Raw genomic sequence first — 16920 nt, forward strand, 5'->3', positions numbered from 1 at the left:
TTTGAGTGAGGGCCAAATTTCAAGCAGAACAAGGGGACGGCTCCGCTGTTCGCCTATTTTTTTCCATTTTATAGATGGTAGTATTGGGAGGGGGATGTCCCGGTTTGTTTAAGATTTCTTTAGGAAATGTTACTATTAAGAAAACTATTTTTGAAAGGATGGTATGTAATGCGATTAAAGGGAAAAAAGATTATTGGGCTTATTCATCACGATTTTGAAGACTTAGAACTATGGTACCCAGTTTTGAGGCTTAGGGAGGAAGGTGCTGTTGTTGATCTGGTAGGTGAAGAAGCGAATCAGAAATATAATGGGAAATACGGGGTCCCGGCTATTTCCGAATATGCTTATGGCGATATTAGGGCAGAAGAATATGATGCCATTTTAGTGCCAGGAGGATGGGCACCAGATAAAATTCGTAGATTTCCAGAAGTGTTATCTATGCTTCAAGAAATGAATGATGCCAAAAAGCCAATTGGTCAGATTTGCCATGCAGGCTGGGTATTGATTTCAGCAAAGATTTTGGAGGGGAAAAAGGTTACTAGTACTCCGGGGATTAAGGATGACATGGAAAATGCAGGTGCCGTCTGGTATAACGAACCTGTTGTAACCGATGGACATCTTGTTTCAAGCAGACGTCCACCAGACCTACCAGATTATATGAGGGAATTTATTCGTGTTTTAGAACAAAGATAAGCATGGGGAACAGGGGAACAGGGGAACACGGGGACGGTTCCGCCGTTCCCCTATTTTTTTCCATCAGAAAGAAAATTAATCTTCAATTTCCTGAAAAGTTTCGTTACACATCATTGTAACGAGAACTTTATTGAATATTGGTTGTGGGTGTAAATGAAACCTCTATTTCCATCTTGTAACGATAATCCCATTTACGTTATTCCCAGAAATCTCATATTGGGAAAAGATTGGTTCTACCATTTCCAGTGTTTCCGCAACAGGGTGGTAGGAGATGAAGTATTCTATTTCTTCAATAGTTGTTTTTAAGGTCTTTTCTTGTTTCAGATACTCGATGTATTCCTCCAACACGAGGTCCATTTCCTTCATAAGCACACTATGGGGCAAACCCACATATCGAAAGTGCCAAGGTTCATATTCAATCCCTGTAATATCTGTTTTGTCTTTTGGATACCGCAGGATAAATCCGTATTTCCAAGCATTTTCAGCCATCCATTTCCCTTCGGGTGCATTTTCCATTTTCATCAAAGTCGAACCAACATCAAGTGATAATCCTAGATTGTGTTCACTATACCCAGGTGGTAAGGCGTAGGCAGCTCCCATTTCTTTATAGAGCTTTGCTTGTTCTTCAAAGTCTCGAAACCCACTATTCACAGAAAAGTGAACGATCCCATCCTTATTTGCTGACTCCATCATTTTTGAAAATGCAAGGCCAGCCTCATTTGATAAAGTGATAGAATCGATGCTTGCTCCGAATTGTTTCCCAATTTCCTCAATAGAAGATAATGGAACGATATCTGATTTAATACTATTTCTTTTAATAGGAAAAGTACTGTTGACTAGTATCAAGTCCCCCTGAAAAATCTGGTCATTATCGATTTCCATGGTTTTGATTTTGTTTACCGGAGGCTCCCTTTTTGCCATGTCAGATACAACTTTTACTTGAGAAAGTGTATCTTCATTTTTCAGTAAATACGGACTATACACAAAAGCAACACCAATCGTGACAATTGCGACTGCTATAAATATCCAGCTTTTCTTCCACTGCAATTTTTTCACCTTCCCAAGATAGCCGATTGAACGCTCTATTCCATCTCTTTAAATTATGATGCCATAGTGCTTATTAGGCAAAACATATGACGGTTTTAGCCGTGACGAATCATGCTTAGTGACAGTAATGAAGTTATTGTATAATAAATATCATGATGGTCATTAGTAATCATATTAGTAGATTTTATGATTTTAAATTTTAAGTTACGGGGTGAATCATTTAAATGAGGTGGAAATACTCGCAAACAATTATGCTTTCCTTTTCAATTGCTATTGTTGGAATATATATAATCCCTCCAATATTAATAATAGGAATAATAGAACCAGATAGTTATACTTGGTTAATTTTTTATTATTTGCTTGCAATCCTATTGACTTTTCTTTTTTTTATCGAATTAACACCTTGGCAAATAAATAAACATTATCAAATTGCTCAGAGCCAAAAGCATCACTTATATCCTATTAAATACGAACCAACTGAACCCAATGGTAAAATCAGTAAGTATTTCTATAAATATCATGAACTCATTAATTTTGAACAAGCAAAAACAAATGTAATTAACAAAAGTGTATATGAAATGGGGAAGTTTGGGTATATTCACCTGCTGCTTATAGTTAGCAAATTAATTATTTATTCAATTTTTATTTGGCTTTTTGTGGTTAACTTTGAGTTGACTCTACTATCCATTATAACGATGTTGGGTGTGGCCATTCTTGAAATATTTACTACCATAATAGCTTTTCTTCAGTTTTGGAGAAATATATATTCAAGTGGTAAAGATAGTGTAATACTTAATCAACGGATTGAAAAGATCGAAAAAGCACTATTTGATAATGATACAAATAATGAATAAATAAGATAAGTAAACTAGTAATGTGGACTATGGAGGATTTATGCAAACGAAGTATATTTTAATACAGAATCAAATGGTTAATGCTGTGTATGTACAAGGGGATTATAACAAAACAACTGATAAGTGGAATGGTGTTATAAAAGTTTTTCAGGCGTCGTTTGACAAAAAATATGACGATATTTTTCTAGGTGAATTTGAGGGGGATTTTACTGGATTAAGTCTTTCTGGAGAGGGCGTATTTCGGGGGCGTTTTCAGGATTACATAAAAATGATGACGGAGACGGAAGACAATTATTCATATAACGGAGAGTTCTTTTATAATTTTGTTCATAAGTATAAAGGTTCTTTTTATCATGCCGTACCAGATGGATTAGGGAGACTCTATTCAGTACCCCATCAAAATAGATTTGATTATGTTCATGACAAGGAAAAGATTGAAGCACTAATATTCAAAGGTGAATTTAAAGAAGGATATATTCAAGGGAAAGGAATCCAGTATTCCTTGGATGGGAAGAAGTATTATGAAGGTGATTGGTTTACCTTACACGAAAATGAAAGTGCGGATCCCGCATCCTCATATAAAACGAATAAATTATTCCTAAATAATTATAAGATTAATGACCATATGAGCATGAAATTCCACGGAACAGGTAAATTCTATTTTGAAAATAAACTTCTATATTCCGGAGAGTGGTATTATGGTAGATTCCATGGGACGGGGACCTTGTATAACCTGAAGAATGGTACTCCGTATTATACCGGTACGTGGCGATATGGCTCTCCACATGGTATAGGGATTGAATATCGACCAAACGGCATGATTTTATATAAAGGCTACTGGATAGATGGGATGAAACATGGATGGGGTACTCTATATGATGCTGAGGGTGAAGTTTTATTTTTCGGCAAAATGGAGAATAGTCAAAGGTAAACATGGGGACGGTTCCGCCGTTCTCCTATTTTTTTCCACCATGGATATTATTACAGTGATACCTTGGGATATCGCTTGAGATTTCTGCACATGTCTTTCGAAAAAACGTAAAAAATAACGTGAAAACCACCCGACGCCATCAAAAGCCAAAGTATGATTCTAATGATAGGAACTATATATTGATAACCACTACCCTGACGGTAGAGGTTCAAGAGAAGTGAGTTAGCGCACTTCTCTTTTTATTTAAATATGGGGGCGGTCCAATTGTTTTCCTGATTTTTTCTATAAGATGGGGACAGTGCCGCCTCAATGATTGTTGATGATTGGTGCAGGAATGCTATTGATGTTGATAGAGAATATTCTGGTTATTAATACGTATAAATAAAAAATTAGTAAATAAGAATGGTAACAGTGATGTTGAGTTAAAGGGAGGAATCGTAATGAGAGTTAGTTCTATCGAAATTATTCCAGTGAATATACCTTTAAAGGCTCCTATACGGTGGCCATGGGGAATCCGTACAGGGATTACTAGAAATATTGTGAAGGTGCATACGGATAATGGCTTAGTTGGTTATGGTGAAACGATGGGGGGAACACAAATTGAAAATTTGATGAAGGGAATGGTTGACTCTGTCATTGGAAGTAATCCATTTGATATCGAACTTATTCTTTCAAAGTTTCAATTGACTTCTTATTTTTCAGGATATGCAGGCTTGGCAGCAACTGCGGGCATCGAAACAGCCTTATGGGATGTAATGGCTAAGTCTGTTGAAAAGCCATTGTACGAACTTTTGGGAGGATTGTACCGAAGTAAAGTTCCATTTTCTGCGTATGTGTTTTATCGATATCCCGGGGAGGATGAAGGTGGAGAAACAACACCTGATGATATTGTAGATTATTGCAGAAAGATAGTAAGTGAAAATGGTTTTTCAAATATAAAATTAAAAGGCGGGGTTTTTGAACCTAACCACGATATTGATACGATTGCTGCTATTAGGAAGGAATTTGGTAGTGACATGGGTCTGCGAATTGATCCAAATGCTGTATGGTCGCCAACAAAGGCATTAGAAGTATCTAGAAAACTATTAGAATATAATTTGGAGTACTTAGAGGATCCTACTCCAAACTTAGAGGGGATGGCCCGGATTAGAAGGGATGTACCGATTCCTTTGGCTACGAATATGTGTGTGGTGGATTTTGACCAAATTGCTCCAGCCTTCCGTTTAGGTTCGGTTGATGTAATTTTAGGTGATACCCATAAGTGGGGAGGTATTCTTGCGACGAAAAAATTAGCAGCAGTTTGTGAAACACTTCAGTTTGGATTTTCCTTACATAGCGGGTGTGAGCTTGGCATATCTACTCTTGCATATGCACATGTGGCTGCTTCAACTCCTGTTCTATCCTATGCTGCTGATAGTCATTACACACATTTAACAGATGATATTTTAAAGGGCGGATTACTAAAGTTTAAAGATGGTATGCTCGAGGTGCCAGATAAACCGGGACTTGGTGCAGAGCTAGATGAAGATAAGCTTGAACTTTATGCTGAACGTTATAAGCAGCAAGGGGTCCTCCCGGGTACAGGAGACCAATTTAATCCGAATTGGATACCCAAAAAAGTTATGTTTTAATAATTTTTATACAGAAACAACAACAAGGCTGCTGGATTACCGGCAGTCTAGTTTTTTTATTTTCACCAAAAAAAAATTTAGGTAAGAAAAAAATTTTTATTGATTATTTGTAATTTTTGCTGTATAAAGAATTTATACAATATTGAATGCGTTTTCAATTAAAGATGTAAACCTACTACATATAAAAGGGGGATATTTTCTTGATAGAGCCTCTTCTTTCAGTGAAGGACTTAAGGACCTATTTTATTAGTAATGAGAAAGAAGTACGTGCAGTTGATGGGATTGACCTAGAAGTTTATCCAGGTCAGATTGTCTGTATCGTAGGAGAATCAGGGTCAGGTAAAAGCATTACCTCACTCTCTATTATGCAGTTGATTCCAAAACCAACAGGACAAATTGTTTCTGGAGAGATAATTTTTGATGGAAAAGATTTAACGAAACTAAGTGAAAAACAAATTGCCTCAATAAGAGGAAACGACATTTCGATGATTTTCCAAGAACCAATGACTTCTCTAAATCCCGTATTGACTATTGGGGATCAGATTTCGGAAGTACTTTTGCGCCATCGTTCCATATCCAAAAAAGAAGCCTTAAAGAAAGCTGTTGAAATGCTTCAATTTGTTGGTGTCCCACGTGCAAATGATATTGTAAGAGAATATCCACACCAGTTGTCGGGTGGTTTACGTCAACGTGTGATGATTGCAATGGCAATGATCTGTGAACCCAAACTATTGATAGCGGATGAACCAACCACAGCACTCGATGTAACTATCCAAGCCCAAGTTCTTGAACTAATGAAAAAAATGCGTGATGAATTTCATAGCTCGATTGTCATGATTACTCATGACCTAGGGGTAGTAGCGGAAATAGCTGATTATGTTGCAGTTATGTATGCTGGTCAAGTAGTGGAAGCGGCAGACGCTGATACCATATTTGAAGACACATCGCATCCATATACAAAGGCGTTAATGGAGTCGATTCCTTCCTTGGAGGAAGAAAAAGATATCCTTTATTCGATACCAGGAACTGTACCAGACGCTTCAGATTTTCCGGTTGGTTGTCGTTTTGCTAGCCGTTGTGAAATGGTCCAACCATCATGTCTCGAAAAAATACCTAAGCTCCGAGAGCTAAAACCAGGTCACCTCGTTCGTTGTGATCTTCTATAGAAGTAACTGATATGGAAAGGAGTTCGGATATGAATGAAATTTTATTAGATGTCCAGCATGTAAAAAAATACTTCCCGATAAAGCAGGGGGTACTCCTAAAAACGGTTGGGCACGTAAAGGCGGTAGATGATGTTTCATTCACAGTAAAAGCGGGGGAAACGCTGGGCATTGTTGGTGAATCCGGATGTGGAAAATCAACATTAGGAAGAATGATAATGCGGGTACTTGAACCCACTGGCGGAAAAATCCTCTTCAAAGATCAAGACATTACTCATCTTAAAGGACAGGATCTTCGAAAAATCAGAAGTCAATTTCAGATGGTATTCCAAGACCCCTATTCATCGCTCAATCCTAAAATGACTGTTGAGCAAATTTTAGCTGAGCCATTTTACGTGAATAAAATAGCTGATTGGAAAGAAGCAAAAAGTAGAGTGGGGCCACTTCTAACAAGAGTCGGGTTAAAGGAAACCGATAGGAGCAAAAGTCCTAGTGAGTTTTCTGGCGGACAACGACAGCGTATTGGAATTGCAAGGGCTCTTGCGCTGAATCCAAGCCTAGTTGTAGCAGACGAAGCCGTTTCAGCTTTGGATGTTTCCATTCAATCACAAATCCTTAATTTAATGAGGGATTTAAGAGAAGAGTTAAATCTTTCCTATATTTTTATCTCACATAACCTAGCTGTTGTGAAGCATATTAGTGACCGCGTAGGTGTAATGTATTTAGGTAATTTAGTAGAGATAGGAAGTAAGCGTGAACTCTATAAACAACCATTACACCCGTACACGCAAGCGTTATTATCATCAGCTCCGGAACCGAAACGAAATGTAAAAAGAGAAAAAGTCATCTTAAAAGGTGAGGTACCTAGTCCAGCAAATCCACCGTCTGGTTGTCCCTTTCATACCCGTTGTCCGTATGTGATGAGTGTATGTAAAGAAGTCCGACCAGTTCTAAAGGAAGTGGCTCCCGAGTATTCAGTTGCATGTCATCTACATAATTGAGAGGAGATAAACATTATTATGTTTGAGGGTTTGTTTGTTAATGTAATTGATCCTATCTTAAAAACTTGTAATCTTTGCTACTTAGAAAAAACAAATGAAGGATACAGGATTGATTATTCTAAATGTAAAGATGGTGTTCCGCATTCCGACATATACTTAAGCCCTGGTTGGATTGATTTACATACCCATGTGTTTGATGGGTTTACTTCATTAAGCGTACCTCCAGATGATGTGGGTTTGGATACGGGTGTACATCTAGTTGCTGATGCGGGAAGTGCAGGAGAAGCTACTTTACCAGGTTTTATCAAATATATTGTTCCTCACTACGAAACAAAGATTCGAGCTTGGTTAAATATTAGTTCAATTGGGTTAGTTCATTTACAAGAAGTTTCCAATCTTAAGTTGATAAATATTGATCGCACTGTGCAAGCAGTGCATGAATATCGCCCGTATATTTGTGGGATTAAAGTACGTTCAAGCGGTGCCATCGTTGGTGATATGGGTACTCAGCCACTAAAGCTTGCTAAGCTAGTGGCACGTGAAACCGGATTGCCGCTGATGGTTCATATCGGTGAAGCTCCTCCCGTTATTGAAGATGTTTTAGAGCTACTTGACGAAGGGGATGTTATAACACATTGTTATCACGGGAAAATTGGAACCCCTTGGAAACCTAACGGACTCCCCGTGGACGCATTAGAAAAGGCTTTGGCAAGGGGGGTGAAAATGGACATAGGACATGGAGCGGCAAGTTTTAATTTTGGGGTTTGCCGCAACGCAATTGAAAAAGGGTATTCACCTTTTTCGATTAGTACCGATGTGCATATCCGTAATATTCATGGGCCAGTTTACGATCTGGCTACAACTATGACAAAAGTCATGCATTGTGGATTGTCTCTAGTGGATCTTATTGCATCTGTCACACTAGCTCCTTCGGAAGTTCTTGGGATAAAGGATTGGTGTAGGCTAGATGGAATACTGACGAACGCAACACTGTTCCGAATTTCGGATGACCCAGTCCGAAATAGAGAAATTAAGGACTCAAATGGAACTATTATACAGATGGATAGTCATATTGTTCCAACTGGAGTAATTACTGAAAAAGGGTTTAAATCTTTAGAAGAAAATAAAAAATATAGTTTAGGATTTTCATAATAAAGGGAGGGATTTTTACATGAAGAAGGTATTATCGTTAATTTTGGTCTTATTTGTTATCTTGTCCGGGTGTTCGTCTAAGAATTCTAGTAATGATGGTGAGAAGGAAAGTAGTGAAAAAGAACTAGTTGTGGCCCAAATATCTGATGCAAGTACAATGGACCCGCAAAACCAAGGTAGCATGCCAGATATGAATATCTTAATCAATATCTTTGATACATTAGTAACACGTGACGAAAATAATGAGCTTGCGCCTAGTTTAGCCACAGAATGGGAAGCAATTGATGATACAACCTGGCAATTCAAGCTACGCGACGATGTTGTGTTCCACAATGGAGAAAAGTTTAATGCTGAAACTGTAAAATTTAGCATTGAAAGATTAAATAGTCTTGGTCAAATTGTAGAACTTCGAAATGTAAAAGAGGTCAATGTAGTAGATGAGTATACCGTTAATATTGTAACGGAAGCTCCAGATCCGATTCTGCCAAACAAGACAGTACTTTTTGGAGGAGTAATGGTACCTAAACAATATATTGAGGAGAAAGGCGAGGAACACTTCGCAAAAAATCCGGTAGGAACAGGTCCATTTAAGTTTATCTCGTGGAAAAAGGATAATGAGGTTGTCCTGGAAGCGAATGGAGATTACTGGAGAGGTGCTCCAAATATCGATAAATTAGTGTTTAAAACCATTCCAAATGTCGCTGATATGGTTGCTGCTGCGAAGACAGGAGAAATTGATATCGCAACAGGACTAACATCAGACGTTGCGATTCAGCTTGAAGGGGACCCAAATCTTAACGTTGTGGCTGCAGATTGGATTCGTACATTCTATCTTGTAATTGATACAACGAAAGATGGTCCATTAGGGAAGAAGGAAGTACGTCAGGCTATAAATCATGCGGTTAATGTGCAACAAATTATTGATACTGTACTTGGTGGATATGCAAAACGTGTAGCTACCTTAATTCCATCACAGAACTTTGGTAATGACTCAGACATTAAGCCTTTTGAATATGATCTTGAAAAAGCCAAGGAGTTATTGAAAGAAGCGGGATATCCAGATGGCTTCGAAGTGGATTTAGATGCTGCTAATACCGATTCAGCGATTGTTCAAGCCATTGCAGCTGAACTTGAAAAGGTGGGCATTAAAGTAAAAGTAAACTTGATGGATCGTACTACACTTATGAGTAATATTACGGCTAAAACATCGGCACCACTTTACTATTTAGGCAATACTGGATGGACGATGGATGCGATTAGTAACTTCCAATCTTATATTAAGAGCGACCGTCGATATAATGTCTGGAAAAATGATGAAGCAGACCAACTAATGGATGTACAGGAACAAAATATTGATCCAGCAATTCGACAGGAGGCATTAACTGGAATCCAAGAACTTCTTATTGAAGAAGCACCATATGTGTACCTATGGCAGCTTGATGGTTTATACGCAATGGGTAAGGATGTTGAGTGGAAACCAAACGTAATTGGTGTATTAAATATGTATAATGCATCTGTAAAATAATCAACTAAGGGAGGTGAAATCTTTGTTATCATATATACTTCGTCGCTGCTTATATGCAATATTTGTCTTATTTGGAGTGGCAACAGTAGTCTTTTTTATTACTAGAATGACAGGTGATCCGGTAGCAATTATGTTGCCTCCCGATGCAACCGTTGAGCAAATGGAAGAGCTCCGAGTGGAGCTAGGAATGGATAAGCCCTTACTAACTCAATACGGTATATTTCTTTGGGATTTACTTCATTTCGACTTAGGTGAATCCTTACGATACAATGATTCGACTATCACACTAATATTGGAACGATTACCTGCAACCCTACAGCTGGCTGCAACATCACTAATTATTGCATTGCTCGTTTCCATTCCTGCGGGAATTATCTCATCACTTAAGCAAGGATCTTTATTTGATCGCTTGATTATGTCATTTGTCCTAATTGGGCAATCATTCCCAGTGTTTTGGGTTGGTATATTGCTCATCCTCTTTTTCTCTGTTTCCTTAGGGCTTCTGCCAACAGGGGGAATTGGCGGCTGGGAGCATTTAATCTTACCAGCATTCGCACTAGGTCTGCATATGATGGCATTGATAACAAGATTACTACGTTCCTCATTAATTGAAGTACTTAGCTCTGATTATATTCGTACAGCCAGGGCAAAGGGATTATTATCCTTTAAAGTAATTGCCAAGCATGCATTACGAAATAGTCTATTACCTGTTGTAACAATAGTAGGGTTACAGATCGGAGCCCTATTAGGGGGATCCGTAGTAACTGAAATGGTATTTGCGTGGCCAGGTGTTGGTCAAATGATTATACAGGCTATCAATTTTCGTGATTTTCCTTTAGTTCAAACAGCCATCATTTTATTGGCAGGAATTTTCGTAATAATTAATCTGATTGTGGACTTACTTTATGTTGTTATTGATCCACGCATTCAGTACAAGTAGAAAGGGGGATACTTATGGCGATAAAAAAACGAAAAGGAAACATAGGTAATCTCTTTAATTGGTTTTCAATTATTATTCTTGTACTATTTGTCATAATCGCAATACTTGCTCCTTTAATTGCTCCTTATGATCCTAATGCACAAAACTTATTAGCACGTTTGAAACCGCCTATTTGGGCAGAAGGTGCTGAGTCTGGTTATTTATTGGGAACCGATAATCTAGGGCGTGATATTTTTAGCCGAGTTATTTACGGAACACGTATCTCGATATTAGTAGGATTACTAGCTGTTCTAATATCGGGGACCATAGGCGTAATTATTGGCTTGTTATCGGGATATTATCGATTTTTCGATGGGATTATGATGAGAATTGCAGATATCCAATTAGCATTTCCTACTATTCTATTAGCACTTGCCATTGTTGCAGTGCTAGGTGGGGGATTATGGAATCTTATTATCGTGTTGGGTGTAACCGGTTGGGTTGAATATGCAAGGGTAATCCGGTCCGAGGTACTTAGTATGAAAACAAATGACTTTGTAGTTGCAGCAAATACGATTGGGGCTAGTGATGGAAGAATATTATTCCGACATATCCTTCCAAATATTTTAGCACCTATTATTACGATTGGAACATTCCATGTGGCTGCGACGATTATTGCGGAATCCTCACTCAGTTTCCTGGGACTAGGTGTACCAATCAGTATTCCAAGTTGGGGAAATATGCTTAGTGAAGGTCAGTTATATGTTAGTTCTGCTTGGTGGATGTCGCTCTTCCCGGGTCTAATGATTATGTTTGTAGTTCTAGCTATTAATATATTAGGTGATTATATCCGAGAAGGTTTTAGCCCAAATACAAAATAATTAGGAGGATTTATCATGTCTTGGTCATATGCGACTCACTTTGTATGCGATCGATGTACAGCTGATTTTTCATTATCTCTCCCATTAAATACATGCCCGCGTTGTGGTGGTTTACTGGAGGTTCAATACGATCTGCAACAAATGAAACAGGATCTATCCCCTGACATATTCAGGGGACGTGGAACTTCGATGTGGCGCTGGCACGAGTTTTATCCATTAAAGGAATCTGCAAATATTGTCTCGCTTGGAGAAGGCGGAACTCCATTAATAAAATCTGTCTACGCAGCAAAAGAGCTTGGGTTGAAAAATCTTTTTTTTAAAAACGATACTTTAATGCCGACTGGAAGTTTCAAAGATCGTGGATTTAGTCTTGCCGTTAGCTTTGCAAAGGAGTTAGGAATAACGGTTGGTCTAACATATAGCTCTGGAAATGCTGGGGCATCGTTTGCTGCTTATTCTTTCCGGGCCGGGATAGAATCCACTGTTCTAGTAGAGTACTTGGCCAATCCTGTAAAAAAAGCGATGATTTCTTTATATGGTGCAAATGTAGCAACTCTTCATTTTAATAACTTCGAAGAAATTACTGATATGCTGGAACGCGCTGTTAAAGAACTAGGCTTATACCAATTTGTCAATTTTATTAATCCAATAAGACATGAGGCCATGAAAAGCTATGCGTACGAAATAAGCGAGGAACTTGGGTGGACGGCACCAGATTTAATGGTCCATCCAGTAGGAACAGGTGGCGGAATCTATGGCGCATGGAAAGGTTTCAAAGAATTGAAAACACTTGGATGGATTGACTCGTTACCTAGAATGGTAGCTGTACAGCCTGAAGCAACAGGGCCAATTACAAGGGCATATCAACGTGGAGATAGAAAAGCGGTAAAATACGGAGATTCCTCTAAAACAATTGCTCAAAGTATTTCTGGAAATGCACCCATTCAAGAGGGTGAACGTGTGTTGAATACGATTTACGACTCAAATGGTTTTGCAGAAAGTGTGACTGATGAAAAAATATTAGAAGCAATCCGCTGGCTGGGCCTTGATGGAATATGTGCTGAGCCAGCATCTGCAGCAACCTTAGCAGCAGTAAAGCGAGGAGTGGAAGAGGGGAGAATTCAATCAGATGATAGAGTTGTATGTGTCATTACTGGTAGTGGTCTGAAACAAGCTTCCGTTATTCAACAGTCTGTCCCAGAATCAACACATCAATTGAATGCTAATATTGATGAACTTGAAACATTAATCGGACAAATTTATAGGACATAAAAAGGAGAGATTTTGTGTCAAATACAAGTCAGGTTATTACGAGATTAATGGAATGTATGGCATTGAAAAGTCCAACTCCACCAGGAGATGTAGCGGAAGTTGCAAATTGGATTGAGGTATGGGGAACTGAATTTGGAGCCATCATTGAACGTCAAACAGTAGAGCCCGGAAAAGATAATCTCTTAATGACTTTAGAGTTTGGCCCAGGACCAACCTTGGTGTTTAATTCACACATGGATGTAAACAATCCAAATGGGCAAAAGTGGAGCAATCCGCCATTTGAACCTAGAATCATTGGTAATCGTTTATATGGAGTCGGGGCATGTGATGCCAAGGGAAGTTTGGTTAGCATGTTAGCTGCCATGGAACGCTTGGCCAGAGACCAAAGTGAACTTTGTGGAAAGCTTGTATTAACGGCAGTAATGGGGGAAGAGGCTGGAGGAATTGGAAGCTTACATCTAGTCAATGAAGGTATCGAAGCAGATGGGGCAGTAGTAGGAGAACCAACACAATTAGAAGTTTGTACGGCCCATAAAGGTACATATATGAGACGACTAGGATTTAGGGGACTTGAATCACACTCAGGAAGACCAGATTTAGGTGTTAATTCTATCGTCCATGCTGCACATTTTGTCTTGGAATATGAGAAGTTAAAAAAACAACTCATTAAACAACCTCACCCATTGCTCGGTCCTGCAAGCGCAGAAGTTACGATTATCAGAGGTGGAACAAGACAAAACACAATACCTGGCTATACTGAAATGATTATTGATCGAAGGCTACTACCCGGTGAAACACATGCTAAGGCAGATGGGGAACTAGAGACGGTTCTTGCAAATACGAAAAAAGCTGTACCTAGTTTACAGGTTGAAAATATAGATATCTTGGTAGCAACGATTCCATCAGAGACACACTCCTCTGAGAGGATCGTAGAAATTGCACTCGATGCCGTTAGTCATGTAATGAAATCAGTAAATCAACCGAAAGGCTTTCCAGCTGGTTGTGATATGAGCAAGCTCGTTACAATCGCCAATATTCCAACTGTTATTATTGGCCCAGGGAGTCTGACGCAGGCACATGCTCCAGACGAGTTTGTTGAGATAGTTCAAGTGGAGCAGGCTGTTGATGTCTATGAAAACATAGCACGAAGGTTCTTGAAGAAGGTGAGTAAATGAAGAATATTATTCAGTTAATGGACCTGGCAAGAAGAGATAAGACTTTCTCGGGAGCGGTGTTTGCATATGGAAATTCACGTGAAATAGTGGCACAAGGCTCAGTTGGAACATTAGCATGGGGTGCGCAACAAGTAGGGATTGATAGCATGTGGGATTTAGCTTCAGTGACAAAACCGCTTGTCAGTCTTGCTTTAATGAAACTTTTTGAACAAGGTGAGCTATCGCTCGATGATCCGATCTCCTATTTTCTGCCGAGTTATCAAGGGACGGATAAGGCAAAGATTACGTTGTTTGAATTACTAACACATACAAGTGGGATACCAGGACAGCAGCCATTATACAAGCATGCAAAAACAGCAAAGGATATGAAAGTGGCCGTTCGGCAATTACCACTTAGACATAAACCAGGAACCTATGTAGAATATACATCCCAGGGATTTATGATTATAGGAGACATTATTGAACAAGTAGTGGATATGAGGCTTGATAAAGGAATGCATGAGCTCGTATTTGGTCCTCTTGGTATAATGAATATTTTATTCAATCCACCACCAACTTTACACAATCGAATTGCTGCAACTGAAAACTGTCCATGGCGAAACAAAGTGGTTAAAGGGCAAGTACATGATGAAAATTGTGTGGTGTTGGAAGGAGTTGCAGGTCATGCAGGCCTGTTCGGAACGGCGATAGATTTGTCCACTATTTGTCAAATGATGTTACGAAAGGGTGCAACAGATCATGTAGATTTCCTGAAAGGTCCTACGGTTCAGCTTATGACTCGAAATTACACATCATCATTAAATTTAAGTAGGGCTTTAGGGTGGCAGGCGAAAGATCAACTTAGTTCACCGGCAGGAGACCTTTTTTCTCCATACTCCTACGGTCATACTGGTTTTACAGGAACCAGCATTTGGATGGATCCTGAACAAGATCTATTTGCGGTGCTGCTAACCAATCGTGTTCACCCATCACGTGAGAGCGATTCAATCCAACGTATACGTCGTATTTTTCACAATTTAGTCGTTTTAAATATGGATAAATAATATAATGGAGGGATATATAGTGAAAGAAGGAATCGTAACAAGTCAAGCACCTACCCCAGTGGGGGCATATTCGCAAGCAGTAAAGGTAGGTAATCAAATTTATGTAGCGGGTCAAGGACCGAAAAACCCGGAAACTGGAGAAACACCAACAACTATTGAAGAGCAAACAAGACAGGTAATGCATAATATCCAAAAAATATTGGAGACTGCAGGTGCGAAAATGTCCGATGTCGTCAAAGTGACAGCGCATTTATCCGATTTAAAGTACTTTGATGAATATAACAAAGTATATGGGGAGTATTTCAGTGAACCTTATCCCGTTCGAACAACAGTTGGAAGTCAGCTAATGGATATTCTTGTGGAAATTGATGTGATTGCGGAAATCACCGACTAACTCTTTAATTTAATATATAATATAATCTAATGAAAAGCAGTGTAACATGAATCGAGGTAATTACTGTGGAAAATATCAAGGATGAAATGGAGTTACTCACAAAAATCATAAAGGGAATAAGTGCCCAATTCGGAGACAAATGTGAAGTGGTCCTCCATGATTTAACGGGTGATTACGAAAATTCAATCGTGGCAATTGAAAATCCTACGATAACTGGTCGTAAAATCGGAGATAGTGGTACCAATTTGGGTCTTGAGGTCCTACGTGGAACGGTAAAGGACGGAGATCGTTATAACTATATTACACATACAAAGAATGGTAAGATCCTAAGGTCAACTTCTGTCTATATCAATAATAGTGAAGGTACACCAATTGGGGCAATCTGTATCAATCTTGATATCTCTGATTTAATTATGGCAGAAAAAACAATCAAATCAATCACTATGCATAGTCTGGAATCTGAGGTCAAAGAGGTTTTTGTAGAAGATGTAAATGAGCTTCTAGAATATCTCATTCAGGAATGCCAAAAAGAAATCGGAAAACCCGTTGTCCATATGACAAAGGAAGATAAGATACAAGCAATTAAGTACTTAGACAAACGTGGCGCCTTCCTCATAAAGAAAGCAGGAGATCATGTATGCCGCTTTCTAGATATATCCAAATACACACTATATACCTACCTGGATAATGGTCGGGGGTGAGCGTGGACATGGGGAAGTTACGAGGCCACCGAAAAACGTTTCTAAATAACTGGAAAATCGTAGGCTTTCGTAAATAAATACAAAAACCCCCGATTTTGGTAAAATAGAGTTGTCGAAAAACTATCACCAAAAGAGGGGGATTCTTTATGCTTAAAAGCAGAAAACAATTAAGCATGTACTCAATATTATACAATAAAATACCGGATAATCACATCCTTAAGGTAATGGATGAGGCAGTAGATTTTAGTTTTAATGGACTAGTTATCTATAATGCGCAATGCGCAGCCTGAGGATGAAAATAATGATTTTATTGAGGTAAATGAAATTTGGCGAGAAAATGAATGGGAAAATAACTATTTATTTTTTCTTGATTCAAACATATCTTGGTATTGCTTTGATATAGACAATAATGTATTTCTTGAACTAGATAAGCCGAGTGGTGAAATCATGGAGGAATATAAGAGTTTTTGAAGAAATGATTATTGAAGCAATTAAAAGTGTGCTGTAAAAACAGTTAGTGAAACATAGGGGAACGGAA

Annotated in this window: 18 protein-coding genes; 17 read left to right on the forward strand and 1 reads right to left on the reverse strand. The window is 38.6% G+C overall.

Annotated elements, in window-relative coordinates:
• The first annotated feature begins 168 nt into the window (after positions 1-168).
• Complete coding sequence (locus tag LKW28_RS07435; RefSeq protein WP_229139730.1) at positions 169-693, forward strand: type 1 glutamine amidotransferase domain-containing protein; 525 nt, start codon at positions 169-171, stop codon at positions 691-693.
• Positions 694-855: 162 nt separating this feature from the next.
• On the opposite strand, the gene LKW28_RS07440 is transcribed toward LKW28_RS07435, so the two are convergent.
• On the reverse strand, positions 856-1713 hold the full coding sequence (locus LKW28_RS07440; RefSeq protein ID WP_420708843.1) for a M15 family metallopeptidase: 858 nt from the start codon (positions 1711-1713) through the stop codon (positions 856-858).
• 251 nt (positions 1714-1964) lie between these two features.
• Here LKW28_RS07440 and LKW28_RS07445 point away from each other — a divergent pair, with 251 nt between their 5' ends.
• From LKW28_RS07445 to LKW28_RS07520, 16 genes are all read left to right on the forward strand, one after another.
• Entirely contained in the window at positions 1965-2594 is a 630-nt protein-coding gene (locus LKW28_RS07445) for a hypothetical protein (RefSeq protein WP_229139731.1), read from the forward strand.
• A gap of 40 nt (positions 2595-2634) precedes the next feature.
• Positions 2635-3525, forward strand: coding sequence for a hypothetical protein (locus tag LKW28_RS07450; RefSeq protein ID WP_229139732.1), 891 nt, complete (start codon positions 2635-2637; stop codon positions 3523-3525).
• 440 nt (positions 3526-3965) lie between these two features.
• Complete coding sequence (locus tag LKW28_RS07455) at positions 3966-5156, forward strand: enolase C-terminal domain-like protein (RefSeq protein ID WP_229139733.1); 1191 nt, start codon at positions 3966-3968, stop codon at positions 5154-5156.
• A 200-nt stretch (positions 5157-5356) separates the two neighbouring features.
• A complete protein-coding gene (locus tag LKW28_RS07460) occupies positions 5357-6322 on the forward strand; it encodes an ABC transporter ATP-binding protein (protein ID WP_229139734.1) in 966 nt (321 codons plus the stop codon).
• 29 nt (positions 6323-6351) lie between these two features.
• Entirely contained in the window at positions 6352-7320 is a 969-nt protein-coding gene (locus LKW28_RS07465; RefSeq protein ID WP_229139735.1) for an ABC transporter ATP-binding protein, read from the forward strand.
• A gap of 18 nt (positions 7321-7338) precedes the next feature.
• Positions 7339-8472: an amidohydrolase/deacetylase family metallohydrolase gene (locus tag LKW28_RS07470; RefSeq protein WP_229139736.1), complete on the forward strand. Its 1134-nt coding sequence runs from the start codon at positions 7339-7341 to the stop codon at positions 8470-8472.
• 19 nt (positions 8473-8491) lie between these two features.
• Positions 8492-9997 carry an ABC transporter substrate-binding protein gene (locus LKW28_RS07475; RefSeq protein WP_229139737.1) on the forward strand — a complete coding sequence of 502 codons (1506 nt, stop codon included), beginning with the start codon at positions 8492-8494 and terminating at the stop codon, positions 9995-9997.
• Positions 9998-10019: 22 nt separating this feature from the next.
• Positions 10020-10937 (forward strand): ABC transporter permease, encoded by a 918-nt coding sequence (locus LKW28_RS07480; protein ID WP_229139738.1) that lies wholly within the window; start codon positions 10020-10022, stop codon positions 10935-10937.
• Between the two features lie 14 nt (positions 10938-10951).
• Entirely contained in the window at positions 10952-11797 is an 846-nt protein-coding gene (locus tag LKW28_RS07485) for an ABC transporter permease (protein ID WP_229139739.1), read from the forward strand.
• A gap of 15 nt (positions 11798-11812) precedes the next feature.
• Positions 11813-13069, forward strand: coding sequence for a threonine synthase (locus LKW28_RS07490; protein WP_229139740.1), 1257 nt, complete (start codon positions 11813-11815; stop codon positions 13067-13069).
• A 14-nt stretch (positions 13070-13083) separates the two neighbouring features.
• The gene (locus LKW28_RS07495) at positions 13084-14244 is read left to right on the forward strand and encodes a M20 family metallopeptidase (RefSeq protein WP_229139741.1); all 1161 of its coding nucleotides are present in this window, start codon (positions 13084-13086) and stop codon (positions 14242-14244) included.
• Positions 14241-15287: a serine hydrolase domain-containing protein gene (locus tag LKW28_RS07500; protein ID WP_229139742.1), complete on the forward strand. Its 1047-nt coding sequence runs from the start codon at positions 14241-14243 to the stop codon at positions 15285-15287. The genes LKW28_RS07495 and LKW28_RS07500 overlap by 4 nt, the downstream gene beginning before the upstream one ends.
• 19 nt (positions 15288-15306) lie before the next feature.
• Positions 15307-15681 carry a RidA family protein gene (locus LKW28_RS07505; protein WP_229139743.1) on the forward strand — a complete coding sequence of 125 codons (375 nt, stop codon included), beginning with the start codon at positions 15307-15309 and terminating at the stop codon, positions 15679-15681.
• A 65-nt stretch (positions 15682-15746) separates the two neighbouring features.
• Positions 15747-16382 carry a helix-turn-helix transcriptional regulator gene (locus LKW28_RS07510; protein ID WP_229139744.1) on the forward strand — a complete coding sequence of 212 codons (636 nt, stop codon included), beginning with the start codon at positions 15747-15749 and terminating at the stop codon, positions 16380-16382.
• Between the two features lie 146 nt (positions 16383-16528).
• The gene (locus LKW28_RS07515; RefSeq protein WP_229139745.1) at positions 16529-16672 is read left to right on the forward strand and encodes a hypothetical protein; all 144 of its coding nucleotides are present in this window, start codon (positions 16529-16531) and stop codon (positions 16670-16672) included.
• A complete protein-coding gene (locus LKW28_RS07520; protein WP_229139746.1) occupies positions 16653-16853 on the forward strand; it encodes a YrhA family protein in 201 nt (66 codons plus the stop codon). Before LKW28_RS07515 ends, LKW28_RS07520 begins: the two co-directional genes overlap by 20 nt.
• The last annotated feature ends 67 nt before the right edge of the window (positions 16854-16920 follow it).

Source organism: Bacillus sp. REN16 (genome assembly GCF_020731355.1).
In the GTDB taxonomy this organism is placed as follows: domain Bacteria; phylum Bacillota; class Bacilli; order Bacillales; family Bacillaceae_L; genus Ferdinandcohnia.

What these genes read in the sequence shown, in the direction of transcription:
- LKW28_RS07435 (WP_229139730.1), top strand. Translation starts at nt 169, where the DNA reads ATGCGATTAAAGGGAAAAAAGATTATTGGGCTTATTCATCACGATTTT.
- LKW28_RS07445 (WP_229139731.1), top strand. Translation starts at nt 1,965, where the DNA reads ATGAGGTGGAAATACTCGCAAACAATTATGCTTTCCTTTTCAATTGCT.
- LKW28_RS07450 (WP_229139732.1), top strand. Translation starts at nt 2,635, where the DNA reads ATGCAAACGAAGTATATTTTAATACAGAATCAAATGGTTAATGCTGTG.
- LKW28_RS07455 (WP_229139733.1), top strand. Translation starts at nt 3,966, where the DNA reads ATGAGAGTTAGTTCTATCGAAATTATTCCAGTGAATATACCTTTAAAG.
- LKW28_RS07465 (WP_229139735.1), top strand. Translation starts at nt 6,352, where the DNA reads ATGAATGAAATTTTATTAGATGTCCAGCATGTAAAAAAATACTTCCCG.
- LKW28_RS07470 (WP_229139736.1), top strand. Translation starts at nt 7,339, where the DNA reads ATGTTTGAGGGTTTGTTTGTTAATGTAATTGATCCTATCTTAAAAACT.
- LKW28_RS07475 (WP_229139737.1), top strand. Translation starts at nt 8,492, where the DNA reads ATGAAGAAGGTATTATCGTTAATTTTGGTCTTATTTGTTATCTTGTCC.
- LKW28_RS07485 (WP_229139739.1), top strand. Translation starts at nt 10,952, where the DNA reads ATGGCGATAAAAAAACGAAAAGGAAACATAGGTAATCTCTTTAATTGG.
- LKW28_RS07490 (WP_229139740.1), top strand. Translation starts at nt 11,813, where the DNA reads ATGTCTTGGTCATATGCGACTCACTTTGTATGCGATCGATGTACAGCT.
- LKW28_RS07500 (WP_229139742.1), top strand. Translation starts at nt 14,241, where the DNA reads ATGAAGAATATTATTCAGTTAATGGACCTGGCAAGAAGAGATAAGACT.
- LKW28_RS07515 (WP_229139745.1), top strand. Translation starts at nt 16,529, where the DNA reads ATGCTTAAAAGCAGAAAACAATTAAGCATGTACTCAATATTATACAAT.
- LKW28_RS07520 (WP_229139746.1), top strand. Translation starts at nt 16,653, where the DNA reads ATGCGCAATGCGCAGCCTGAGGATGAAAATAATGATTTTATTGAGGTA.